The sequence below is a fragment of the Spirosoma migulaei genome, from assembly GCF_054776855.1.
This window is the reverse complement of record NZ_BAAHBG010000046.1, coordinates 50,077-72,023: the sequence shown is the minus strand read 5'-3', so window position 1 is coordinate 72,023 and position 21,947 is coordinate 50,077. Positions and strand designations below refer to the sequence as shown.

The window sequence follows — 21,947 nt, the reverse complement described above, 5'->3', positions numbered from 1 at the left end:
CTAGTCACCCGACCGGGTATTTTTACAGAAGCCTGACGATAGGCTCAGCAGAAAGAGAGCGGTTTAGATAAAACCAGATCTGGCCTTTGTCAGCAGTAGCCTCTACCTGCTCCTGATCGATCATTGCGTTAAACTTGGTTCCGTCTGCTGCATTGGTTTCAAAAACAACCCGCCCCCCTTGCTCGTCAATGCTGATACACTTGGTTTCGATTGCGTCTGATTCGCCTGCTTTGCTTTTCTCCTTTTCCTCCATTGTCTTAGATTTAGCCATTATAAAACTGTGATTAGATACGTGTAATAGTTAGCTGAATCCTCTTCCCCAACCACCCGAATATTGCAGGTATAGGTTCCTGCTGGCACTGGACCTGACCAATCAGCCTCCTGAAAATTTGTTTCCCTGGTAATGGCCGGAATCCACGTTGAGGAGTAGCCGACCAGTTGCGCTTCACAGGGCTTTAGACAGTTGATCATTGCCCGTATAAAGCCGTTTCCATAGTTGCGCCAGCAGCTACTTTTAATGTCCCCCGCTGCTGGTGCTGAGGGGTAGGTAGGTTCCGGTAACACAATGACCGACAGCGACCGATTTAGAATTATGCCAGGGTTGTCATCCCGCTCTACAGCTACGGTAATGGTTGCCGATGTAGTCAGTACCAATGCCGCTGGACTTGTTGGACTTGCCCCGTTCCAGCCAACCAGTAACCCTTCATTACCACGAGGAACAACGCGAATGGTGGTAGTGCCTGCCTGCTGGGTCGTTTCTAAGTCGAACCCCAATTCAATTAGCGGCTCTTTGTCATAATCAGCAGGCAGCAGCGTTGCCCCTGCCGTTACCGGATCATAGATTGCGCCAGCAACTTCACCAAACGATTCAGCGTAGGCATCAGCCGGAACATTTAAAACCGTACCATCTTCGAGCGTCGTTTCGAGCATATCAGGCTTTACCCAGCCCGTAGCCGATAGCGGGTTTACGTCGACTCGTACGGGTATGCCTGCCTGATTGCCCCGCTCGGTTACCGATGCCTGAATAATATCGCCAGACGCTAAGGGCGTTACTACAACATTGGCAGTTCCATCGGTTACCAGCCCCGAACCAACAACAAATTCACCCCGACAGACGACAATCGTAGTGCCGTTGTCAACGTCAGCCGCTACGTTAACCAGCACTGAACTGGCATATGCCCCACCCGTAATGTCTGCGGTTACTATGCTCATAGGTTAGGCGATAACGACGTATTGAAAATCAAATGAATAGGGTTGTGAAGGCGAGACCGAGGCGCCGGAAACAACAAAGCCCGATGCCGTAATAGACGAGACATAAAACCGAGTTCGTTCATCAGCGGCTTTCGCATTAGCCGGACTCAGGATTATTGCCCTGGGGGCTGACCCATAGGCAACGTTAAAGGTGACTGTAGCCATGACTGCCGAAACACCAACACCCGCCGTTGTTGTCAGTGTCATCTTGCCTGCCATATCATTGCTACCGGCTACAATTGCTGCTGTCGTGCCCGTTGTGCCAAGCCCAGCACCTACCGCAATTGTTGGAGCACTACCGTTCGTTACAATACCTCTTGTTTTGATTCGACCGGCTATATCTAGTTTTTCGCTTGGGCTGGTTACGCCAATACCTAACCGTCCATCTGGGGTAATTCTGGCAGATTCGGCATATGTTCCGGCAAATGTTGTCCAGAAAGCCAAGCCTACAGAATCAGAAAAGGCACTTACAAATCCTCTAACTGAAGCACATTTCTGTAGTCCCACAGAGGCAATAAATTGAAGTTCGCCAAAGATCGTATTAACAACTGTATTATCTGCCTGATCTAGTAAAACCCTTAAAGCAGGGTTTGAGGCATGCTTTGCAGTTAGGTTGCCAACAAACTGACCACTGCCAACAACATCTAATTTTTCCGATGGGGCAGTTGTACCAAGTCCGAGCTTTCCTGTACTATCGATTCGAAGAAATTCTGGAAATGTCGCCCCAGCAAAGCCCTGAATAATAAAGGCATCAGCCGTGCCCCCCGCTAATCCTATTCGCCATTCATTATAGCCAGCTTTTGTAAAGTCAAGCATTGATCCCGTATTGCTACCGTCAATGGTTGCCGAGTTAATAAGTTGTGCTAGTACGCCGACGCCCGGATTAAAATTAGTGACCTGAAGCAGTGAACTTGCCGATGCCGTGCCCGATGCCCCTGTAGCACCTGCTGCCCCCCGAATATCAACCGCCAGTGCTGCCGTAGCGACGTAGCCAGTAGCCCCAACATAAGCAGGAACAACAGGTTTTGTACCTACTCCGTTAATCCAGTCAATAACCTGTAAAACCCTGCGCTGAGAATCACTGACAACCCCAAAAATTGGCGTCCAGGTTGTTGCAGCTTCCAGCTGGTTAGCACATTCAAGCAAAGCCTGCTGTAGCTCAACCCCGGAAATGTTGCCGGTGCTATTGGAAAAAAACGTGGATACTATCCAGGTACGAAAGGCTGCTAGTGTCATTTTAGTTGAAATCTGGATCGTAGAAATCAGGACCGAAATCGCCAGAACGCTGCACTGTTTCAGGATGCTGCGTTAGTACATCGGCATCCTGCGGGTCATACAAATCAGGCAGCAGGCTCGTTGCCTTAATCGTTACTGGTATTGCGTTAAGTCGAATACACCCCGGTTCAAGTCGAATGTTTCGCAAATGATTTAGCCTGTTAGGTGTAAGGAAAAGCGTTGTTACCAGTCTGTTTTCATGACTAATTGTTAGTCTCAGCGGGTCTGCCCCGGTTCGTATCAATAAATCATACTCAGCTGCTGGTATTGTTACCCCTTCCGATATTGTGCTTACAAAATTCAATCTCTTTACGGCCAACCACAACCCCCCCAGTCCGGCAACCTCATTTATTGAGCAGTAAGTGATTGACAGTGAATCACTTATTGGGTCGAAAGTTGGTCTATAATCAAGCCCTGTTTTAGCTGTTAATGTAGCCTGTCCCTGCCTGATTCGACCCTTGCCCTGATTCTCGGTTTCGGAGTACGGACCTTCACAGAAGTAAGGTTTTGAATCAATGTACAAAGCAGGGTGCTTGAGTGCCATTCGCATATTCCAGTGAAATGCTGCCCCCTGCATGGTGGTTGTTAGCGCCCGTTTTGGTTTCACGGTCATACGCCCCCGAACGTCAGTAAAATCAAGATCTGAGTATATATTCTCCGTTTCCTCACCTCTTGGGCTGTCCAGATAAATTGGCAATCGTATTTGCTGCATGAGACCATCTTCGGCATAGGTCAGGCCAAAAACCGATTCGGGCTTTAGGGTGCCGAATCGTACGAGGGCTGTTTCTCTTTTGTCCGAGCGAAGTTTTATATAATTACTTCGCCCGATTTCGACTAAGCCCCGTTGCAGTACCAGCTGATAGGTTCCCGGCGCTTTATCAAAAGGAATTGCTACCTCAGCCACATAGGGTAAATTTCGATAGGTACGCGACGAAATCAGGGTAACATTAGCCAGATTGTTTTCCTCATTATACAGCGGTCCTTTTCTGGCTAATGCCTTCGCTATTACCCCAGGCTCAACGTCGACAATAAACGGGTTAGAGTCATAGCCCAATGCAGCCGCAATACTCAGCGGTGTGTCATCAGCCCCCGCGCTAACCACCTGGGTAGTTTCCCCAATCGTTAAACTAAACTCATTGCCCTGAACAACGGAACTACCCACAAATACAGTGTAGCGGTCGACCGTTCGAAGTGGCAGGCTCAGCGTATTTTTTAGGCTAACACTTGGGTTGTTGGCATTGGCAACCCGCTGAGTTCCGGTTAGGACCGTAATGACTGGCACTGATCCAGCAGGCAATACAAAATAGCCGCCTGTCGTATTGAACAGGCTTTCAATGGTTGCCTTTGTGTCTGAACTCGTCGCGGTAACCGTTCGCGTAGTTGATCCTGCTGCTGCAACCTGATAAACATTGCCCGTTAGTACGTCAGCCGAAACAACCGCTGTATATTGATCATTGCCGCCCGATGTAGCCACGTACAGCAGTTGTAAGGTTGGATGGTTTGTATTTGAAAGCACCTGGGAGCCTGTTTGGGCATAGGCTACAACGGTAGAGCCGCCAGCCCTTGAGAAAGAGCCTGACGATACTCCGAGCGCCCGTAAAATGTCGCTTGGTTTCTCGGTGCCGATAGCGGTATAGGTTAGTGTTTCAAGTCCAAAAACATTACCCTTCTGGATATCAGCACTAACGCTGAGTGTGTACCTATCCTCAGCCGCTAGGCTTAGGCCTGCTACTTTCTGAGCCAGCAAAGCAGGGGTATTAAGATTACGCTCTTTCACCGTACCAATGCCTATTCGCATTGGTTCAGAGTTTAGTTTAAATCGATCATTAGGATGTACCCGTATGCGTATTTCCTGATCAATCCTATCCGCTTCTACCAGCGCAAACCCAAAGTCAGTGTAGAATTTTTTTATGGCGTTACAATACTCATCGATCGATTCAAGCTGAGCCCGAAAGGTACCCATTACATTTTTATTGCCGACCATGATAGCAAACTGCGTGTAATTGTCAGCCGTTGGCGCCGCATTAACCCGCAAACGTATTTCTGTATACGTAGCGCCTGCCTGATGCCTGATGTAGCCACAGATGCCGATTGGTATTGAGTCATCTGGTGCCGGTTCTGAGGTATCCCCTTTTAGCCGAAGGCAGATAACCAGCTGCTCAGGCTTTATGCCGCCACAGTCAGAAGGTGGAACCAAAAACCTGAACTTATCCCCAGGCACAGCGGGTAAATTTGGGTATAGGGTGTCAGGCAAGGCTGTGTTTTTCGGCCAAACCATACCACTATCAGCCAGTGTAAAAAAGCGATAAAAAGCGTCAAATGCGTTCATTAAATAGAATCGTTTATCGTTCGAGTAGTAATAAGGTGCCGGTTTCAGCCTCTTTTGTCAGCTGCCATGTTGCATCGAGTAAATCCCCCTCATGCAGATTGCCCCTGTAGACATATTCTATCGTATCCCCCAGATTAGCGTACTCAATCATGCTGAGCGGAACAGTAAGGCTTATCAGCCTGGGAACCCGAGCCGGTTGGCCCAGCGTTGGCGTTGCTTCATTAATCGTTACTCCTGCTGATGTGGTTATAAGCGTAGCAGATCCCTGCACAGATTGCATAGCAAGAGGTAAGGAAGCACTAAGCCAGTTTTCCCACCTGTACAGGCTTCGGCCTGGGCTCATTCGGGCATTGTAGAGCGTATTGACATCATAGTTACCCGTAGCGAAGCTGATCTTTTCGTAGGTCTCCGCTTTCCAGCCCGTTGCCCCAGGCACGGCATTGATTAGAAACAGCTTATCATCTAGGCTGTCAGCCGTATTGCTGCTGGCTGTTTTAGGGTCAAACTGTTTGCGCCGTTGCACTTCAATAATGCCAGATGCCGTAATGAATTCCGATACTAGGTTTAGTTCATTGATAACTGTACTAATGCCCGTTGAATACGTACGTAAGCCATTTGGCTCATCAGCTGACAGACTGGAACCGTCAGCCTGCCACGTTGAAAAACCAGCCTTTACCGAGTTATAGACAAACTCAGTAGCCATCTTTTCCCGACGATTTAAAATTGTATCAATGTGGGTTTTACTGGCTGGCTTTTTATCCTTTGGCTCAACCCTGATCGTCTGCCCATCAACCCATAATGCTAGATTCCAGATAGCTGTAAGCCCCTGAAATAAGGAGTTTAGCGATACGGATAGGTTTTTATTGATATTCCGGATACCCGCCCCATTTGCAACCATTAGCCCATAGCCCTCACCTTTGCTGAGCCAATCTGAACGAAAGCTTAGTTTACCATCGGTCAACTTGCTCACAAGTTGCTTAAAGGCATCAAGTGCCAGCATACTATAGGCACTTGATGCTGCATAACTCTTTTCGTCACTCAGGGCAATGGTTGTCAGTGAATCATAGGTGAATGTCCACTTTGTAGCCGTACTGCTGCCAATCCATTCCAGTTTTAGGCTTGCGCCAGCTGCTACGTAAACCGAAACATCAACCGCTACCTGAAACAGGGTAGGAGTTGAGGTAATAGGACGCTGAGCAATTACAGATACATTCGCTAGGTTATCTGAGGGGACAGCCCGTAAGGTTATTGCCTGATTGGTAGATGCTGATGCTGTTACCGATATCAGCCCCTTAAGTTTCACAAGCTGAGTAAGTGCCGATGTGTTACGATAGCAGGGGTCTGATGCCAGTGGAGTAACAACAGGGGCTAAGGTGCCTGATATGGTGTCATCCGTATCAGCCCGACGCGTAAAGGGTACTGAGTGGCTAAGAACTACGGCTGAGGTTTCCGAGCGCTGTACAGTTAGGTTATTGGGGTCAGTAATGAGCCCCGGCAAACTGCCTAGCCTACGCTCATGCAGGCTAATAAGTTGATTGGGTGCCAGGGCATAGGTAGTTGATGCATTGGTGGAAAAATCATAAACTGCCTGATCATCCCGAAGGCCTATTTCAATTCCGTCACCGTCATTGTCATACGTAGCATAATCAACAAACCCATCATACAGGATTTGTCCCACCTGCTCAATACGAAAGGCCGTTTGTGCCTTTAAGCCCGAGCGCAATAAGGCTGCATCCATTGTTGCCATTGCGTCAGGATCTTCAAAGCGTAAGTTGCTTGGCCCTTTCAGGTAGCCTAGCTTTCGATAGACAAAACCCCAATAGGTTCTATTCAGCGATTTGTTCAGCGTAAGCCCATCAACTTTCAATGGACCTGAAACCGGCTGATTATCTAGGAAATAACTAAGCATCGGTATCGGGTTTGGTTGCCTTGATTTTGTAGTAGCTTTTAGCCGCTTTTATTTCAGCCCTTGCCTCTTTAAGAATTAAGGAATGACGAGACTTTACGGCTAGTTGCTGATTCATTGTTTTTTGATCCAGCATAGCGATATCTGTCATGTGGTTAGCCAGCCGTTCAAACTGAGCAAGCGGAATGACAACTACAGGTTCATCGACGTAATAGCGCTGTCTGGCTTTGGGCAACTGTTTCTGTACTTTCATCCTTTTTGCTGTTGTAGGTAAATGCCTAGTCGATTGGCCATTTTATGCCGCTAGTTGGTGGAAAATAAAGAGGAGGTAACCGAAGAGGAGGGAGGCAAACCAATTGACTACAGTATTGGTATAGTCGTATAACAAATATTAATACAATTATAACAAAAGTTATTATTACCTCAAGCTCATGCCGCCTACTGAGGTATTTGAGTCAGTTTACGGCACACTTATTTCTGAATGGTAGAGCGTTTTGGCTTCTAGGGTGAAAAAGTATAAGTGTACTTTGATAGGTTACTGACTGGCACATTAGTTGTCCCTTTCTAATTATGAATAAGGGGCAAAAACGCACTTGGTTTGATCCAAAAAAGAAGCTGCCAAATCTTGATTGTGCCGTTGAAATTAAAGGCGAAAATGAGGTAATTATAGCATGCTGGTATGATTCAGAAGAGGAGGTATTTATTACCGATGAAGATAGGCTAATTGAAGATGTGATTTTTTGGCGATTCCGCTAGCAAAAAACAAAATGCCTCAACTGAGAAAGTTGAGGCATTTTGTTGGTGGCAGAAAACTAGGCACTTTTGCGCCCATAATTGTCGGTTTTCTTATGGCATGATTTACACAGAGTTCGACCATTTTCTATGTCCCACAACCTGCTACACACTAAAGCATCTTCGAGCGAATTTATATTGAACTCCTTAATGATTTTAGCAAACCCATAAATGTGATCTGCTTCAATTGTTGCCCTTGATTGCTTTGTCTTTGAATGGCAGTGTTGACAAATAAAGTTGTCTCTTATAAACACGGATTGCCTCCAAATTCTATACTGAGGTAAGGCGCGAATCAGGTTGTTTAGCTTTGAAATACCCCCCTTCCATAGGTGGCAGTCTTGCCCACTCCTAGCACTGTCCTTTAGTGTTCTAGTCTTGCCAACACTCCGAACGATAACCCTTACCTGTTGGGTTGTAATGTTGAGCCTCTTGGCAACTACTGCTGTCTGCAATCCGCTAACGTAAAGGGAAACTACCTCATCTCGCTCTTTTTGTGAAAATACCCTACCCTTTCTAATTTCTACGCCCTCCTCTTTGAGAATTTGGGCAATATGAGTGGCACTAAGGTTAAAGTTTCGGCCTATTTCAGTAGTAGGCAATCCGCTAACGTAATTATCAACAATCACTTTTCGCTGAGATTCATTAATCTTACGTCGACTAACCGAAATGCCAATTTTCCTTAATTGTGAAGAAATAAACCTCTGACTACGCATTCTCTCTTTGGCAATGGTAAGACAAGTTTTTCCGGCCAAATATTCATTTGCAATTTCCCGCTTCACATCCTCGGTTATTGATAATTGGGTTGATTTATTTATAGCCTTAATGCTATTATAAATCGCTGATCGAGAGTAATTAAATTGCTTGGCAAGTTCGGGACATGACTGCCTATTCTTTAGATAGGCTTCAATAATTTGCCCCCGCTGCTCTTTGTTTAGGTGTTTTCCGGTTGGCATTTTGCTTTCCCTTTTTAATAAACTGCTTTGGGTAACTATCGGTCTTTTCATGGCAGGAGTGACAAAGCGTACGTCCGTTATCTATACTCCACAATGACACACATACCTTTGCATCCTCTATAGTTTTAATGCCGCTTTCTCGAACTAGCAAGGATAGGGCTTTTATGTGATCTGCCTCTATTACTATCTTTCGGCCATTCCTTGTTCCGCAATGCTGGCACTGAAATCTATCCCGAATAAATACAGCCCGTTTCCACTCTTCGTATTGCGGCAGCTTACGAATGAGATTAATAAGGCTGGTCATGCTGATACCAGCCTTATTAACTTTTGCTACCACTCCCATTGTAGATAGGTCGTTTCGGCACAGACTATAGAATATAACTCATTCAAAAGCCCGTTTTGCTCAGCCACATCAACCATACATTGACTCCCATTTTGGGGTAATTGACAGATGTTTACGCCAAAAACCTCACACAGTCGATTGGATAGAAAGCTGTAAACTTCCCTCTGTTCTGATTGCCTTAACTCGCAGAGAGTAGCAACGGACTGGATAGCCAATTGCCGCAAGCTAGTGGTGATATTTTGAGTTTTCATGATTTAGGCCACGCGCCGAAATGGTTGATAAGCAGTTGGAGAAACGAAACGCTTTTGCATTACCTTATCTACAGTATGTCCGGTTGTTTTCACGTAATACCGTTCCGTAATCGTCACCGACGAATGGCCTAACATTCGACTAACAGCCCCTACATTCTCGTATTCGATCATGAAGATATTTCCGGCTGTTTTTCGGCCTATCTTACAAGTTAGTCGATGCTGAAACCCTATTAGGGCCTGCACTACTTTCATAGCCTCGTTTATCTTGTCACTTGAAGGGGCTTTACCCTCTGGCATTCTCTGCAACAATGCTACCAATTCCGGTAACATTGGTATGTGGCACTCAGCGAGGGACTTTGCGCGACGAATAACTATTTTAGGCCCAAACGGTGTTTCTCGTTCATACTTCTCTCTATTTTGTACGTATTGTACTACGTCGGGATAATCCAGCCCTGTTAAAAATATAACCCCCATCCACCAACACGCTACACCCAAATCACCACCTAAATCGAGTTGCCAAAATCGCGCTAAGTGCTCGGGCTCTAAGAAATAAACGTCCTTCGTTTTTCCCCTTGATAGCTTTAGGTTAGCCAGTGGATTTTGCTTAATATCCCCCGATTCTGCAACATAATTAATAGACTCAATTAGTCGGTTTACGTAGCGCGTTGCCGAATCTGCCGACATTGGCCCCTCTTTCATTAACCAACGATGATAAGACTTACCCCAAAACAAGGTTAATTCGTCTGCAGAGCCAATGCTAAGCGGGTTGGCCTCTTGCGTTTGTGCCACATAGGTTTTTAGATAGGTTAGCCCATATCTCCACTTGCCTAGGGTTGTCTTTTCTAATTTCTTTTCCGAAAGTTGACCCGACTCAAGCTCTATCAGGTATCGCTGGTAGCAATTGATAGGTGACCACTTTTCTGATTTAACAAGTACCTCTAAATCGACATTATAGAGCACCCCGGTTTGGTATTCAGTCTTGACGCTCGTAGCTGTAGGGGTAAGTCCGGCAGCTATTTGGCGATCATAAACGGCATTAAGCTGGGTACGTATCGCATCAATGGATACATTAAATTGTCGAACCTCACTGCTACGTCCAGTAGATTGCTGTAGGGCCTGATTCCAATTGCCTTCAAGCTGAATTGGTGAACTAGCCGCTAGCCACTTCATGACAGCTTTCCCGTTTTGTATTGCGGCTCGAAATTCAGACTTCACAGGAGAAAATAACCCGCTTTCGTCCCCATCGACACTTATCCTGCACAATAGGGTATTGTATTTTGGGCGAACCGTAAAGCGAACACTAATAGGTATTCTCTTTTTGGTAAGTAATTTTGGACATTGCTTATTCATTGTCTTGCCCCTCCGTAGCTGCTTTCCCCTTTGCGATTTGCGCTATATTAACTTTTACCCGACTCATAGCCCTGTCTATTGAGTCGGACTTCACTTTTACATAGTATCGTTCTGTAGTGCTTATTCGACTGTGCCCCAGCATTAAGCTTACATCTGCAATCCGATGTCCAGCGGCTAGCATAAGACACCCGAAGGTTTTACGTGCTGTCTTATTCGTTATGCGCCAATCAATACCTAACTCCTCCTCAATGAACTTAGTGTACCGATTGATGCAGGTATTCGTAACGATTATTGGCCCGTTGGGGATCATTTTAAACAACGTATCAACTTCATCCAAAAGTGGCAAATGGTACTCACTATGTGGGGGCTTGTTACGCTTGCCTACAATCTTATACCCAGACCTACCCTTAACCTCAAACGACTTACGATTTTTGGCGTATGCAACTGCATCAGGGTAGTCTAATCCAGTGCAGCACATCAGGAGAAACCACCACAAAGCAACCCCTTGCGTTCCCTCCCATTCGAGATTTAAAAGCTGAAACACATGCTCAGGATCAAGAAACTGAACTAATTTATCTGGACATTTCGGCCAAGTGCCCCGGCTGATCGGATTACCGGAAATTATATCATCGTCAATCATCCAATCTAACACATTGGATATTTTAAGCACAAACCGGCTAGCCTGTCCAACACTAACGGGCTTTGGGTTTCGAGAGCCGCCCATTTTGGTCTGCAACCAAGTGTGATATCGCCTTGCCCAGTTGGTTGTAATTTTGTCTACCGTTGGCAAGGGTGTACCTGTCTTCTTTGCGTAAGTCAACAGGAGGTTTAGGCTGTAATTCCATCGAACCAAGCTAGTCCGAGACAATCCCTTGTGAGTGCCTTTCTCGGCATGCAACTGAGCAATATAGGCTTGGTAGGCATCCACTAACGGACTTTTAGCGGTTAACTTTTCCCTAAGCCTAGTTGCAGATGCTAAATCATGCTCAGGTAGTTTTTGCCCTGATTTTCCGTCAAAAGGCTTTGGCCTCTTGCCTGTATTAAGCTCAGTAACAACTGTTTTAGATGTAGGTACTAGTCCCTCACCTTTTTGGAGTAGATAGATAGAATCTAGCTTGCTTTTAATTTTCTCAAGCTTCTGATTTACTGGGTCTGCCGCCAACTTACTAGCCTGTGCATCTTGACACCAATTTGCCGGATTTACCAATAATTTTTTATCTAGCGTACTGGTGGTTATCCCTGTCCTAATTCCATCCGACACACGAACAACAGCAAATAGCGGATGAGGATTACTGAACTCTTGCCCCGGCTTAACTGGTATCAAACCAAAGCGTACACTTAACGGTATCTCTCTTTTGGTTAGGGACTTTCTACTATACTTTTGTGGTCGGCCTGAAAGATCGGCTTTGCGCCGTTGGCTCTTTTGCAGAAGTCTGGGTGCGTTACTCATTGTGCATAGCCCCCCCCTCAGCCTCAGCCCTTTCAATGGCCCTTTCTAAGATTCCCAATATTTCAGCCAAAGCGTTAACCTTTACCAAAAAGGTACTCAGTGCTAGAACTGTGCGAACATTTAGCTGCTCCTCCTGCAATGGAATACTGTTAGCGCCAGATACATACGCGCTCATCATTTCATTGATAGCAGGAATAGCATTTGTTGTTCTGCTGTATTCGCAAACTAATAGAGATAGTTCACCCTGAATTTTGGCCTGTTCCGCCAGCAAATCAGAAATCTTTTTAGAAGAGTCAACTTGCCGACGATTGGCAATTTTGGTGCTTTTGGCCCTGTTTTTGGCCGCTTGTGGAGAGGTACTTGCAGAATTCCCCCTACCCACGTAGTTTTGCTCCGTGTTCATTTTTACTTAGACGTTAAAGTGTGACACATCGCCCCTTTGCTAGTTCCGCCAAGAATTTTAGCATTGGGGTTTTCTTTTTGTTGTCAACTCGGTTATTTACTTTGCTAGGCAACCCGCTTAGGGTACTGTGTAGCTTTTCTGTTCCTGATTGGCATTACAAATATAGGCATAAGTTGCATACATGCAACATTAAATTCACTTTTTATTTTTCCCTATATTTTCAGGAGGAAACTTCTCTGTATCTATATAGTCCTTTAGTGCCCCTGTCGGGTCTGGAATTTGCACCTTTTCAAGTGTGCCAGCGGCAATTCTTTTATAGATTGCCTGAGTGGAGACATTGCAAAGCTTTGCGTACTGGTAGGGAGTTGCGTATTTCATAATTAGTATGATTATGCCCAAACATACACAAATGGTTGCACACATACAACATGGATCTATTTAATGGTATCTCAAATTACATGTAGCTACATGTTTTTTCTACGTTGCTGTAACGGCGAATATCTTTCTTTTTTAAAAGTCTTTTGTATTTTCTGATGCTGGCTTAGGGGTTAACCTAGATGCATAAGCCAGTCCATGAATATCACTTTGCATAAGGTGAACTATTGATGTTCGCTCAGTTATCCATGTTGTTGTTAAAGATAGGTCACCTTTAACAACTGCATCGGAATAGCCAATGGGCTTCTTATAGTCACTCTCGTTGCCATACCACTTTTCTTTAGCCTGAATTGGCTCCCCATATCTTTCTGTTACCTTTCGATCAATGGCCGAAAAGCTTATGTAAGGCATGTATAGAATGCCACCTAGTTTAGTGTAGCTATAGGTTAGGCTTACCAATTTATTGCTATTAAATTCATATTTCAATGTAGCATAATCGTCACCAACCTTAATGTTTTTATAAATAAGAGCCTCTTTACTTTGCTCTGTTGGTTTTCTTTTTTCAGATGCCATTACCTGTTGCTTGCTCATCCACCACCTGACAGACCTAACGTCAAATGTCTGAGAAAAACACAATGTCGATGAGGCTAAAGCCCACAAAAACACTAGATAGCGGCTATAAATAATCCTATTCATGTAATTGATAGTTAATTGGTGGCTGTTGTCACAAAGCGACGATTGGCCAATTCCCTACCCATTTGTCCGCTTTTCCTTTAATCCTAACCTGTTCCTGTGATTTTCCAGAAAATTCATAACCTTATGAATTTCGCAACTTTTGTGTTTCTTTGTTGTGTTATAGGTGTGTAATAGATGTGTTGTTATTGTGTTAAAGATGTGCTATTGACTGCAATCGGGCAGTTTAAGTTGTAAATAGATGTAGGGTCATTATATATAGGTGGTTATATTTATGGAAACTATAGTTAAAAACCAAAAGAGTGTCGCAAAGCAGATGCTTGAGGAAAAAGAGCAGATTCAAGAATATCTGAAAACTAACGATGAGTCCCAGAAGCCAAAAGGAGTCAAATTTGTTGGACTTATCCCCCTATCCGCTTGTAAGGGTTGAGCAGGGAGATGATATTGTGTACATATTTTACACAAACCAGGACGTTCAATACAAAATAGTATTTAAGCCCGACAATACATATTTACAAAACGACAATCCTGTGTCGTTTTTAACTTTCTCCTTTATTTTAACAAGGCTAGACGAAAAAGTAGCTGTTGTTGATCCCAGAATCAAAGCTACTGTTGTTTATGCAATACGTGCTGCACTTGAGGCTAACCCTCATCTCGTAATTACCTACCAATGTAGTTCAGTGGATAAAAAGCAACGGGCAAGAAATAAAATGTTCGGTAGCTGGTTTGCTGAGAATGGTAGCGGGTATTGTCATCTTGATTACTCAAATGAAGCAGATGCATATGTGACCGCTATTTTCAGGGAAGAACATCCAATGAAAGAGCTAATAGGAGAGACCTTTGGTGAGGTTTTTTATCAAAAATAACCCCAAAGCCCCGACACTCATACTATAGAGGCCGAGGCTTTTAGGCTGTTACCCCCTCTGCTGCTGCAAGTTAGCATAGTAGTTGACTTTTGAACCTGCTGACTCAATAGAGGAATAGAAACCAGCATTGTCTATATTGACAGCCAGTAGCTTTTTATTCATAATAGCAGACTCTACCCTTTTTAATCCATCCTGAATGCCAGATATATCAATACTAGTCCCCTTAGACATGAGACTATCTGGTAATCTTAGTTGCGAATACCCGCCCTCTGGCATTATCATAGACATTGCCCTGTATTTTGGAAAGTCGGACATAAATCTATCATAAGCCTTTACCTTTTCTATTAACTGCTTATTGCTTAGTCCGCGCCCCCCGATTTCCAGATTATCAGCAGTCGGAATAATACGCTCACCCTCATTGAGTCGAATTCGTTGCCCCCCTAAATGTGCCGGTATGGTATCCCTACCTGCTGGATTTTTACCTAAATCAAGGTAAGGTGTGCCAAGAAAAAAGGGAATACCTTGCTTTGTCATCTCTTTTTCTAAATCGGAAATTTCCTGTTGAATACGAGCGATTTCACCGGCCAAATTTGGATGGTCATTATTAATTTTGTCAATCTTTGACTTTGTTTCATTGTAATAATCTGATCCAACAGCAGCAGCCGAATTCTCTCTAATCAGAATAGTCAGCTGATCGAGCAGTGTCTGATCGTCAGATAACTGCGTTTTCTTATATTTCCACTGCTTTTTAATTTGGGGTTCATTATCAACTGTCACCAACTCGCCTTTTTCATTTTTGTACTGCGGATTTCCGTTAGCGTCAAAGCCGTAAATGGGCTTACCTGTTGAGTCAAATGCTATTGCACCATCACCATTTACGCCCCCCAAATTGCCCCCTGATGAGGTTGAGCCATCATAGGGGTTTGGGATTTCGTTTAGCTTGCTAAACAAGTAAGCGCCAGCCCCAACAGCGGCAAAAGCGCCGATAATGCCAAGTATTGGATTTATGGCAAACAATTGAGCCGCCCCCTGAATCAATGATACAGCAATACTTGCCTTTGCCATGTCGCGCTGTGCATTAAATTGATCCCGCTGCAATTCGCGTACCTTATTATTATAATCGTCATCAGCACTCTTTTTAGCTGCATTAAGCGTTTGCTGTAACGTTACCTGTGCATCTTTACCCTTTTCGGCAATTGTTTTTTGTTGCGCTGTATAGTTATCTAAAAGTGCGGTTTGTGCTTTCCCGGCATCATCTTTGGCCGTAGTTATTGCATCATCGTACTTTTTATTGATACTCTGTAGCTTTTGCCCTTTTTCATCTTCGAGCCGCTGAATCTCAGCACTATTGCCAGCCGCTAACCTTTCCTTTTCGGCATACTCAGCATTAACATCCGCTATCTCCTGATTTCTGGCACTCGTTAGCTTTGTTAGTCTATCCGTTAACTCTTCGTCAAGTATCCTTTTTGAATTATTGAACTGAGTTGTAGATGCATCTAAATTGTCCTGCGTGGTTTTATCTAATACGGCTTTTTCCTTTGCGTATTTATCTTCAAGCAGTGCTATTGTGGCATCGTGAACTTTCGTAGCAGACTCAATTTCAGCTTGATCTGCCTGTATTCTCATTTGCAAGCCCTGCTGAACAATACCTCCTACAAAACCGGCTACTGCCGAAACCTGTGCAGCTATTTTTTGCTGAGTCTTTTCGTTACTAGCCGCCTTTTGGTCATCAGCTGCAATTGCATTGGCAATCGACTCTGTTTGCCCGTTGGCAATGCTGAGGTTTTTAATAGTTTCAATTTCTTGAACCTTTAAACTATAATTTTGATCAATCTGAGTTTTTGCCGCCGTGTAGCCTTGAAAAGCCGTTAACGCTGAGGATAGAAAGTTGGTTACTTTTGCAAGTGCGTTGGCTGAGTAAAGTGCTTCCTGAACATGAGCGTCATACTGATCAATAATTTGTTTACGCTTTTCAAAGTTGTCTCCTGCCGCTGCCAACTCAGCCGTTAATTCTGTTTTTAGTCCATTCAGGCTATTGTCCCGTATTTGCTGGGTCGACTGCTCGAAGGTTTGCAAAGCCTGAACCATGCCTTGAATTGCTTCATTGAGTAGCTGCTTTTTGCGCTGCTCCTGCTGCTGCCAGATCTGTACAAGTTTATCAGAAAGCTGAGTTTGTAAGGCAGTAGCAGCTACCGAGTAATCTTTGTCCGCTACTAGTTTCAGATCAACAGCTTTGCGATAGTTTTCGGAATCAAGCCCGTAGGTAAACTGAGCCCGTTCTACAGCTAAGCCAGCCTCGTACGCTCTGTCTTTTAATCTGGCTACTTCCATAACAGCCAGATCGTCACCCGTTTTTTTGCCTAGTTCGACAATGATATCATGCTTTTTCTGCTCGGTATCAGCGGTTAGAATATAGGAGGCTATTGCACTGGCATTTTGCTGTTTAGCCTCAACCTCAACTAAGTCAGCCTTTAGCTTGGTTGTATGCTCATACGCCTTTTCTAAATCCTCCTGATTTTTCTTGATTTTCTTGGCACTCTCGGTATTGAAATTAGCTACAGCACTAGCAGCCTCTTTCTCTAAATCCGTTTCGGCAACAGTAGCTTTCATGACTGTATCTACTGCCGCTTGCCGTAAGGCATCCTGTTTGGCCTGATACTTTTCATGGATAGCCAGGATATCAGCCTTAGCTTTTTCCTCTAATGAGGCTAATTGCTCAGCACTGGCTTTTCGACTAACAACAACTTTGTTCACGTTGTCAATCTCTACTTTCTCCTGAGCCTGTAGCGATTTGATTTTAGCCGCCAGCGTATCAGCATCAGCCCCCTTGACAATCTCAGCTATTTCATTGGCCGAAACCAGCGTTACCTGCTTGGTTTTCTCGCTATGGTCAATGGTATCTTTTAGGGCTGCTGCCTGATAGGTGCCATTGATCTTAGCCAGTGCTGTCGTATGGGCTGTCTCAGCCTCCTGATAGGCTTTTGAGCCAACCTTCAGCGCTGCCTGCTGGTTTTTCCAGCGTATATTTTCAGTTTCAACAGCAGCAGCAACCCGCTCTTTGTCGCTTTGCTGCATGTTGCTGTTTAAATCAGCGTAGCTTTTCTTAGTAGCGTCAAATTTCTCAGCTGCATTTTTGGCTACACCGCCGAAGAAATCAGCACCGCCAGGGGCAAAGTCATCTAACTGTTTTCTCAGCGTTGCGGCTGCTGTGCCGCCTTCTTTCAGCGTATCGACAAACTTTTGAATATTGCCGCCAAACTGTACGCCTATTTCTTTAGGCAGGCTATCAAAGAAGTTTTTCTCAAATTCAAGTAACTGCTTTTCCTTTTCTGAAATGGTTTCCAACTGGTAGGCCTGACGAGCAAGGGTTATCCGTTTCTCATAGCTATCATTAACCTTGTCGAGAATTTCTTTCAACTGGTTATTGGTAATTTTTTCGGAGTTGATACCGGCGAAGTATTCCGGATACTTTTTTATCAGACCATCGATAGCGTCTTTACGCTCTTTGGTACCCATTGCTGCATTCATAGCAGCATCAGCCATGCCGTTTAGCTCAGCCTTTTCAGACTTCAGCTTAATTTCCTGCTCACCAAGCGCCGTAGTGACTTCATCGGTTATTGCTTTGTAGGCATAGAAAGCAGTAACTAAAACACCGACAGCAGCCGCTACTGCTCCAATAGGATTAGCCGCCAGCACAGCCCCGAAGGATTGAGCCGCTACAATACTTTCTGTCTGAGCAGCTGTATAGACAATCTGTTGGGCCGTGACAGCCCGAAGGGTCAGTAAATAAGCACCATACAGAACGTTTTTAGCGGCTTCATAACCTGCCAGCAGGGACGAGGCAACTGCTGATGCATTGGTAGCAACCTGATACGTAATAAAGGCTGAGGCTACTGATTTGATAATGTCCAGGCTCCTGCTAATTGCTGAATTGCTGCCAGCAACAGCGGTTATCAGGTCATTAAGCCTACTGGTACCGCCCCGTATGGTAGTCTCGAAGAAATCCCCGATTCTACCTTTTGCAATGAAAAACGTATCGGCAAGGTTCGACACCTGACCGCCTACGGTTTTACTTATTTGCTCCATCAGTCCGGCATACTTGCCCCCCTCAGCCGAAGCATCAGCAATTGCCTTTTTGACCATTGCAAAGCTGATTTCGTGGTCAGCTGCCATCTTAACAACGGCATCTTTGGTTTTTCCGTAGCTAATAGCAATCAAATCAAGCAGGGGAACGCCTGCCTCAGTGAACTGCTTTAGTTCAGTACCCATCAAGCGCCCTGCATTAGCTACCTGACCGTAGGCTAATGTCAACTGTGGCAGTTTCTCCGAGCCAACAGCAGCCGCAATGTTACCAAGCGCCGTAATGGTTGGTATAAGATCCTGAGTTGAGATATTGTAGGCCTTTAGCTTGGCTACCTGCTCAGAAACCTGTTCCAGCGTGAAGGGGGTTTCTTTGGCCAGCTTGACAATTTCTACGTAGAGTTCAGCCGATTCTTTCTTGCTACCAATCATGGTATCAAGGGCAATCTTTACCGAATCAATCTTTGTTTTGGCGTCTATAATATCCAGACCAAAGGTTTTGATTTCGTTAAAGGTGAATGCAGCCGCTACCAGCGTAGCGAAGTTTCTAACCTGCTTGCCTAGTGCATCTAATTCGGTATTGGCCTTTTGTCGTGAGTTGCTGGCTTCGTCATCACTGGCTTTTTGTGCCTTTTGCTGATCCTTTAACGCCTGGATAATGCCTTCAATGGCCGTTACCTGCTGGATAGATCCCGTACGGGCTGACAGTGCGGCCTGTTGGGTAATCTCAGCCTGTTGCTTGGTAAGTTGTATGAGCTCTTGTAGCGCGGTTTTGATATCATCCGACTCAATTACCTGCTGTAGCCTGACCCTGATATTTTCCTCCCTAAAACCTGACATTTTCAGTATGTCTAAACAGTGGTATTTGCCGATGTTGGCCTGTTTGCTGCCTGTGCAGCCGGTATTCTAAGAGGAGGCACTTAAAGAGGAGGGGTAATGCGTTTACTCTGTTTCTTCGTCTTTCTTTTTAGGTGGATCTACCGGTTTTCGCTGTTCGGCTCTGACCCAGGCAGCGCGATAGTCGAAGTAGGGCTCAATACACTGCTCAGTAAGCCATCTAATCCGAATAGGGTCTCCCTCCGAGATTCGATAGTGGTGGTCAGTACGCTGCTTGTCCCATTCATTCTCAACTGTAATAATATCCTCGTCCAGTCCAATATTTCGTTTATGTTGAGTTCCTTCAAAAAGCTCAGCATACTTTTGTCGGACAGCGAGGCTAACGGAATGTAGTTGCCGATTGGCGAACCTAAAAAAAAAGCGTAGAACTCACCTGCTCTGTCATCTTTCAGCCAACTATCCTGATTCTTTCGGCTTTGTGCCCAATCGACGGCGCCCGGATCTTCAAGCTCGGTAAAATGAAAGATGCTGGCAATTTCATAGACCTGTTCGACCGATAAGCCCAGGCTCTGACGCTGCCGCAAGCGGTCAACCATGAGCAGCCCCTCACTGGCAGCATCCAGCACCTGCTCAGAATCGGTAGTAGCCTGAGCCCGACAGCGTTTAAGCATGGTTTCGATAGTAGCTAGGCCTGTAGCGAACTGATCCCCGGTTAGCTTTAGCTCATCATGCTTTCTAAGCGTATCCCCGAAGGCGTGAAACCGGCCAATGAGCATATTAAACCCATCTTCAGTAGCCTGATAGCATTGCAGGCCGTTAGCCAGTAATGGGCTACCATCGGGCAGCATCGACGCAACGATTAGCCCGTTTTCGAGGGCGTCTTTAAAGCTTTTTTTCATATTTATAATGTATTACAATCGAAAATGGGGCCAATCTCTTTAGCGACTACCAATGAGCCTGTATCATTCCAGTGTGTACCGTCACTAAGTAATGTTATGCCATTGTTGCCACTGGCAACGGTTGCGTTGTAGTAATTACCAGCAAAGTTTCTGTCTGCATACCGCTTGAATACTGGGTACAAATCCACGAATGGCAAATCCCCTTTTTCCAGAAATAGAGATTTTACGGCGGTATAGTAATCGGCAACTGTGTAGCCTACACCATTCACAATCAAACTACCATCCGAATTATAAGCCGCATTGGGTACGTGTGGCAAGACTATAAGTACCTCGAACGTAGTCCAGTTGCTAGAGAGGTTTTTCAGGCTATTACTATTCAAGGCTCCCGAACGATCCCCCCAAATAGTATCTTGAACCGAATTGACAATTGCAGACATTGAATTCGTCGCATTAGTCATGTTGATAAGTGGAATCTCAACGATTACTAAATCAGGTTTACGGTCAATCACATCATCTAAGAGGTAATCAACTAAGTTTGTCCCGGCTGTCTGATTGAAGGTATGAGCTCCACGCCCCAGGTTTAATAGCTGTAAATACGGCTTTACACCTACTATTTTCTCAATACCCCAGTACAAAAAGAAATCTGTTGTTGCATCCTTTGTAAGCGTAACGGTAGTACTTGCACCAACTGCCGCCCCTATCTTCTTAAAATTAGTATGACGTTGGTATATTGTATTACCCCGCAAAGCTCCTTCGTCTACTTCGCGCTGACTAAACGTTGCGCCGTTGGCCTCGACCCATGTAGTAGTTCCCGGAAACTGCACTTGTAGTAATCCATTGCCCCCCGTTACTCCTATGGTAATAACCTGGGCTGCATTAGTCGCCGTTCGGTCAATAAAGTTGAATCGCCCATATGCTGCCTCTACTGCAAATGAAACTACTGCTGAAGCAGTAGGCGAAGAACGGGTTTCAGTCGGCCTGTCGGTTGAGTCGTCCCAGGTTGCATTAGTCGTAACCGTGCTCCATGTGCCCGTTTCTGTAAATACTCCTGCCACATCATAGCGTGCAAAATCGGGCCTTTCCAGTGTGGTTAAATTACGCCACAAGTAAGCCGAAAAGTTGTTGCTGGTTATGCCTGGGGGATATAGAGACGGATTAACCGGCCCTAATGTAGTATACCCTTCACGCACGAACAGCGAATCACTCCACAGCAGGATTCGCCGGGAATCGTCTGCTGTTTTTCCATTCAGCGCGGTAAAATTCTTTCTGAAATTGGGCAGCTTAGAAAGTATATTCGGGTAGTTATTCCGCCATACTCCATCAGGAATCAGGCTGTTTTTTACCTTCTTGGGTACAAGTACCCCGGTCTGAATCACCAGGTCAGCGGCCGCTGCGTTGGCTTTTGGAAAGTAGAAGCCAATAAAGGCTACCGTTGTCGCACTGTAAGGTACCGTCACCAGCCAGCCCCCCGTCGTAACCGATACACTACTGGCGGGAATCTGATTAATATACGTACCCACTGAGGTGTAGTAGGATGCGACGTTACCGCTGCCGGGAACGCTCACCAGCCCCTGAATATAGAATACCTGCCCCGGCGTAGCGGCAATCAGGTTGGTCGCAAACGAACCTGCCGTGGGCGTTACACCCAGCCCCATCTTTCCCGATGACCCCGGCCATGCAGCTTCATCAATCGTCTGACTAACCAGATTTGTGCCAACAAACGTATCACTCACCTTCGCTACATCGGCGGGCAGGTGCTTGGCCTTCACCTGCATCACATCACCAGTGGCGATAATAAAACCCGAACGGCGCTTAACGGCTAGCTTGGCTTAATTTGGTGATTAGCTTTTTCATAAACCGATTCCGATAGAATCGGTTGGCGGGTCGATCGAGC

The 21,947-nt window shown here is 45.3% G+C and carries 18 protein-coding genes; 2 read left to right on the top strand and 16 right to left on the bottom strand.

Annotated elements, in window-relative coordinates:
- Positions 1 to 22 precede the first annotated feature (22 nt).
- Genes ACYVGO_RS37655 through ACYVGO_RS37630 form a run of 6 tightly spaced genes read right to left on the bottom strand, consistent with a single transcriptional unit; the run spans position 23 to position 7,014 of the window.
- Entirely contained in the window at positions 23 to 271 is a 249-nt protein-coding gene (locus tag ACYVGO_RS37655; protein ID WP_460973952.1) for a hypothetical protein, read from the bottom strand.
- Positions 271 to 1,212, bottom strand: coding sequence for a hypothetical protein (locus tag ACYVGO_RS37650; protein ID WP_460973951.1), 942 nt, complete (start codon positions 1,210 to 1,212; stop codon positions 271 to 273). Before ACYVGO_RS37650 ends, ACYVGO_RS37655 begins: the two co-directional genes overlap by 1 nt.
- A gap of 3 nt (positions 1,213 to 1,215) precedes the next feature.
- The gene (locus ACYVGO_RS37645; protein WP_460973950.1) at positions 1,216 to 2,487 is read right to left on the bottom strand and encodes a hypothetical protein; all 1,272 of its coding nucleotides are present in this window, start codon (positions 2,485 to 2,487) and stop codon (positions 1,216 to 1,218) included.
- 1 nt (position 2,488) lies between these two features.
- On the bottom strand, positions 2,489 to 4,855 hold the full coding sequence (locus ACYVGO_RS37640) for a hypothetical protein (protein ID WP_460973949.1): 2,367 nt from the start codon (positions 4,853 to 4,855) through the stop codon (positions 2,489 to 2,491).
- Positions 4,856 to 4,868: 13 nt separating this feature from the next.
- Entirely contained in the window at positions 4,869 to 6,764 is a 1,896-nt protein-coding gene (locus ACYVGO_RS37635; protein ID WP_460973948.1) for a hypothetical protein, read from the bottom strand.
- Positions 6,757 to 7,014: a hypothetical protein gene (locus tag ACYVGO_RS37630; RefSeq protein WP_460973947.1), complete on the bottom strand. Its 258-nt coding sequence runs from the start codon at positions 7,012 to 7,014 to the stop codon at positions 6,757 to 6,759. The genes ACYVGO_RS37635 and ACYVGO_RS37630 overlap by 8 nt, the downstream gene beginning before the upstream one ends.
- 317 nt (positions 7,015 to 7,331) lie before the next feature.
- Between ACYVGO_RS37630 and ACYVGO_RS37625 the strand changes: the two genes are divergently transcribed.
- Positions 7,332 to 7,517, top strand: coding sequence for a hypothetical protein (locus tag ACYVGO_RS37625; RefSeq protein WP_460973946.1), 186 nt, complete (start codon positions 7,332 to 7,334; stop codon positions 7,515 to 7,517).
- A gap of 56 nt (positions 7,518 to 7,573) precedes the next feature.
- Here the strand turns inward: ACYVGO_RS37625 and ACYVGO_RS37620 are convergent, their stop codons facing one another.
- The 7 genes from ACYVGO_RS37620 to ACYVGO_RS37590 all read right to left on the bottom strand — a co-directional run bounded on the left by ACYVGO_RS37620 (position 7,574) and on the right by ACYVGO_RS37590 (position 13,269).
- Positions 7,574 to 8,557, bottom strand: a complete 984-nt coding sequence (locus ACYVGO_RS37620) for an HNH endonuclease (protein ID WP_460973945.1) — start codon at positions 8,555 to 8,557, stop codon at positions 7,574 to 7,576.
- A gap of 279 nt (positions 8,558 to 8,836) precedes the next feature.
- A complete protein-coding gene (locus tag ACYVGO_RS37615) occupies positions 8,837 to 9,100 on the bottom strand; it encodes a hypothetical protein (RefSeq protein ID WP_460973944.1) in 264 nt (87 codons plus the stop codon).
- A 3-nt stretch (positions 9,101 to 9,103) separates the two neighbouring features.
- The gene (locus tag ACYVGO_RS37610) at positions 9,104 to 10,270 is read right to left on the bottom strand and encodes a tyrosine-type recombinase/integrase (protein ID WP_460973943.1); all 1,167 of its coding nucleotides are present in this window, start codon (positions 10,268 to 10,270) and stop codon (positions 9,104 to 9,106) included.
- 172 nt (positions 10,271 to 10,442) lie between these two features.
- On the bottom strand, positions 10,443 to 11,900 hold the full coding sequence (locus ACYVGO_RS37605; protein ID WP_460973942.1) for a tyrosine-type recombinase/integrase: 1,458 nt from the start codon (positions 11,898 to 11,900) through the stop codon (positions 10,443 to 10,445).
- Positions 11,893 to 12,303, bottom strand: a complete 411-nt coding sequence (locus ACYVGO_RS37600) for a hypothetical protein (RefSeq protein WP_460973941.1) — start codon at positions 12,301 to 12,303, stop codon at positions 11,893 to 11,895. The genes ACYVGO_RS37605 and ACYVGO_RS37600 overlap by 8 nt, the downstream gene beginning before the upstream one ends.
- A 195-nt stretch (positions 12,304 to 12,498) precedes the next feature.
- The gene (locus ACYVGO_RS37595) at positions 12,499 to 12,681 is read right to left on the bottom strand and encodes a hypothetical protein (RefSeq protein WP_460973940.1); all 183 of its coding nucleotides are present in this window, start codon (positions 12,679 to 12,681) and stop codon (positions 12,499 to 12,501) included.
- 132 nt (positions 12,682 to 12,813) lie between these two features.
- The gene (locus ACYVGO_RS37590) at positions 12,814 to 13,269 is read right to left on the bottom strand and encodes a hypothetical protein (RefSeq protein WP_460973939.1); all 456 of its coding nucleotides are present in this window, start codon (positions 13,267 to 13,269) and stop codon (positions 12,814 to 12,816) included.
- A gap of 464 nt (positions 13,270 to 13,733) precedes the next feature.
- On the opposite strand from ACYVGO_RS37590, the gene ACYVGO_RS37585 reads away from it, so the two are divergent.
- On the top strand, positions 13,734 to 14,237 hold the full coding sequence (locus ACYVGO_RS37585) for a DUF6169 family protein (protein ID WP_460973938.1): 504 nt from the start codon (positions 13,734 to 13,736) through the stop codon (positions 14,235 to 14,237).
- A gap of 48 nt (positions 14,238 to 14,285) precedes the next feature.
- On the opposite strand, the gene ACYVGO_RS37580 is transcribed toward ACYVGO_RS37585, so the two are convergent.
- The 3 genes from ACYVGO_RS37580 to ACYVGO_RS37570 form a co-directional block, all read right to left on the bottom strand.
- The gene (locus ACYVGO_RS37580) at positions 14,286 to 19,157 is read right to left on the bottom strand and encodes a tape measure protein (protein ID WP_460973937.1); all 4,872 of its coding nucleotides are present in this window, start codon (positions 19,155 to 19,157) and stop codon (positions 14,286 to 14,288) included.
- Between the two features lie 137 nt (positions 19,158 to 19,294).
- On the bottom strand, positions 19,295 to 20,053 hold the full coding sequence (locus ACYVGO_RS37575) for a hypothetical protein (RefSeq protein ID WP_460973936.1): 759 nt from the start codon (positions 20,051 to 20,053) through the stop codon (positions 19,295 to 19,297).
- A gap of 2 nt (positions 20,054 to 20,055) precedes the next feature.
- Entirely contained in the window at positions 20,056 to 21,831 is a 1,776-nt protein-coding gene (locus tag ACYVGO_RS37570) for an SGNH/GDSL hydrolase family protein (protein ID WP_460973935.1), read from the bottom strand.
- Positions 21,832 to 21,947 lie beyond the last annotated feature (116 nt).

Coding starts and splice junctions, on each gene's coding strand:
- ACYVGO_RS37655 (WP_460973952.1), bottom strand. CDS start 271: ATGGCTAAATCTAAGACAATGGAGGAAAAGGAGAAAAGCAAAGCAGGC.
- ACYVGO_RS37650 (WP_460973951.1), bottom strand. CDS start 1,212: ATGAGCATAGTAACCGCAGACATTACGGGTGGGGCATATGCCAGTTCA.
- ACYVGO_RS37645 (WP_460973950.1), bottom strand. CDS start 2,487: ATGACACTAGCAGCCTTTCGTACCTGGATAGTATCCACGTTTTTTTCC.
- ACYVGO_RS37640 (WP_460973949.1), bottom strand. CDS start 4,855: ATGAACGCATTTGACGCTTTTTATCGCTTTTTTACACTGGCTGATAGT.
- ACYVGO_RS37635 (WP_460973948.1), bottom strand. CDS start 6,764: ATGCTTAGTTATTTCCTAGATAATCAGCCGGTTTCAGGTCCATTGAAA.
- ACYVGO_RS37630 (WP_460973947.1), bottom strand. CDS start 7,014: ATGAAAGTACAGAAACAGTTGCCCAAAGCCAGACAGCGCTATTACGTC.
- ACYVGO_RS37625 (WP_460973946.1), top strand. CDS start 7,332: ATGAATAAGGGGCAAAAACGCACTTGGTTTGATCCAAAAAAGAAGCTG.
- ACYVGO_RS37620 (WP_460973945.1), bottom strand. CDS start 8,557: ATGAAAAGACCGATAGTTACCCAAAGCAGTTTATTAAAAAGGGAAAGC.
- ACYVGO_RS37615 (WP_460973944.1), bottom strand. CDS start 9,100: ATGAAAACTCAAAATATCACCACTAGCTTGCGGCAATTGGCTATCCAG.
- ACYVGO_RS37610 (WP_460973943.1), bottom strand. CDS start 10,270: ATGAAGTGGCTAGCGGCTAGTTCACCAATTCAGCTTGAAGGCAATTGG.
- ACYVGO_RS37605 (WP_460973942.1), bottom strand. CDS start 11,900: ATGAGTAACGCACCCAGACTTCTGCAAAAGAGCCAACGGCGCAAAGCC.
- ACYVGO_RS37600 (WP_460973941.1), bottom strand. CDS start 12,303: ATGAACACGGAGCAAAACTACGTGGGTAGGGGGAATTCTGCAAGTACC.
- ACYVGO_RS37595 (WP_460973940.1), bottom strand. CDS start 12,681: ATGAAATACGCAACTCCCTACCAGTACGCAAAGCTTTGCAATGTCTCC.
- ACYVGO_RS37590 (WP_460973939.1), bottom strand. CDS start 13,269: ATGAGCAAGCAACAGGTAATGGCATCTGAAAAAAGAAAACCAACAGAG.
- ACYVGO_RS37585 (WP_460973938.1), top strand. CDS start 13,734: ATGAGTCCCAGAAGCCAAAAGGAGTCAAATTTGTTGGACTTATCCCCC.
- ACYVGO_RS37580 (WP_460973937.1), bottom strand. CDS start 19,157: ATGTCAGGTTTTAGGGAGGAAAATATCAGGGTCAGGCTACAGCAGGTA.
- ACYVGO_RS37575 (WP_460973936.1), bottom strand. CDS start 20,053: ATGAAAAAAAGCTTTAAAGACGCCCTCGAAAACGGGCTAATCGTTGCG.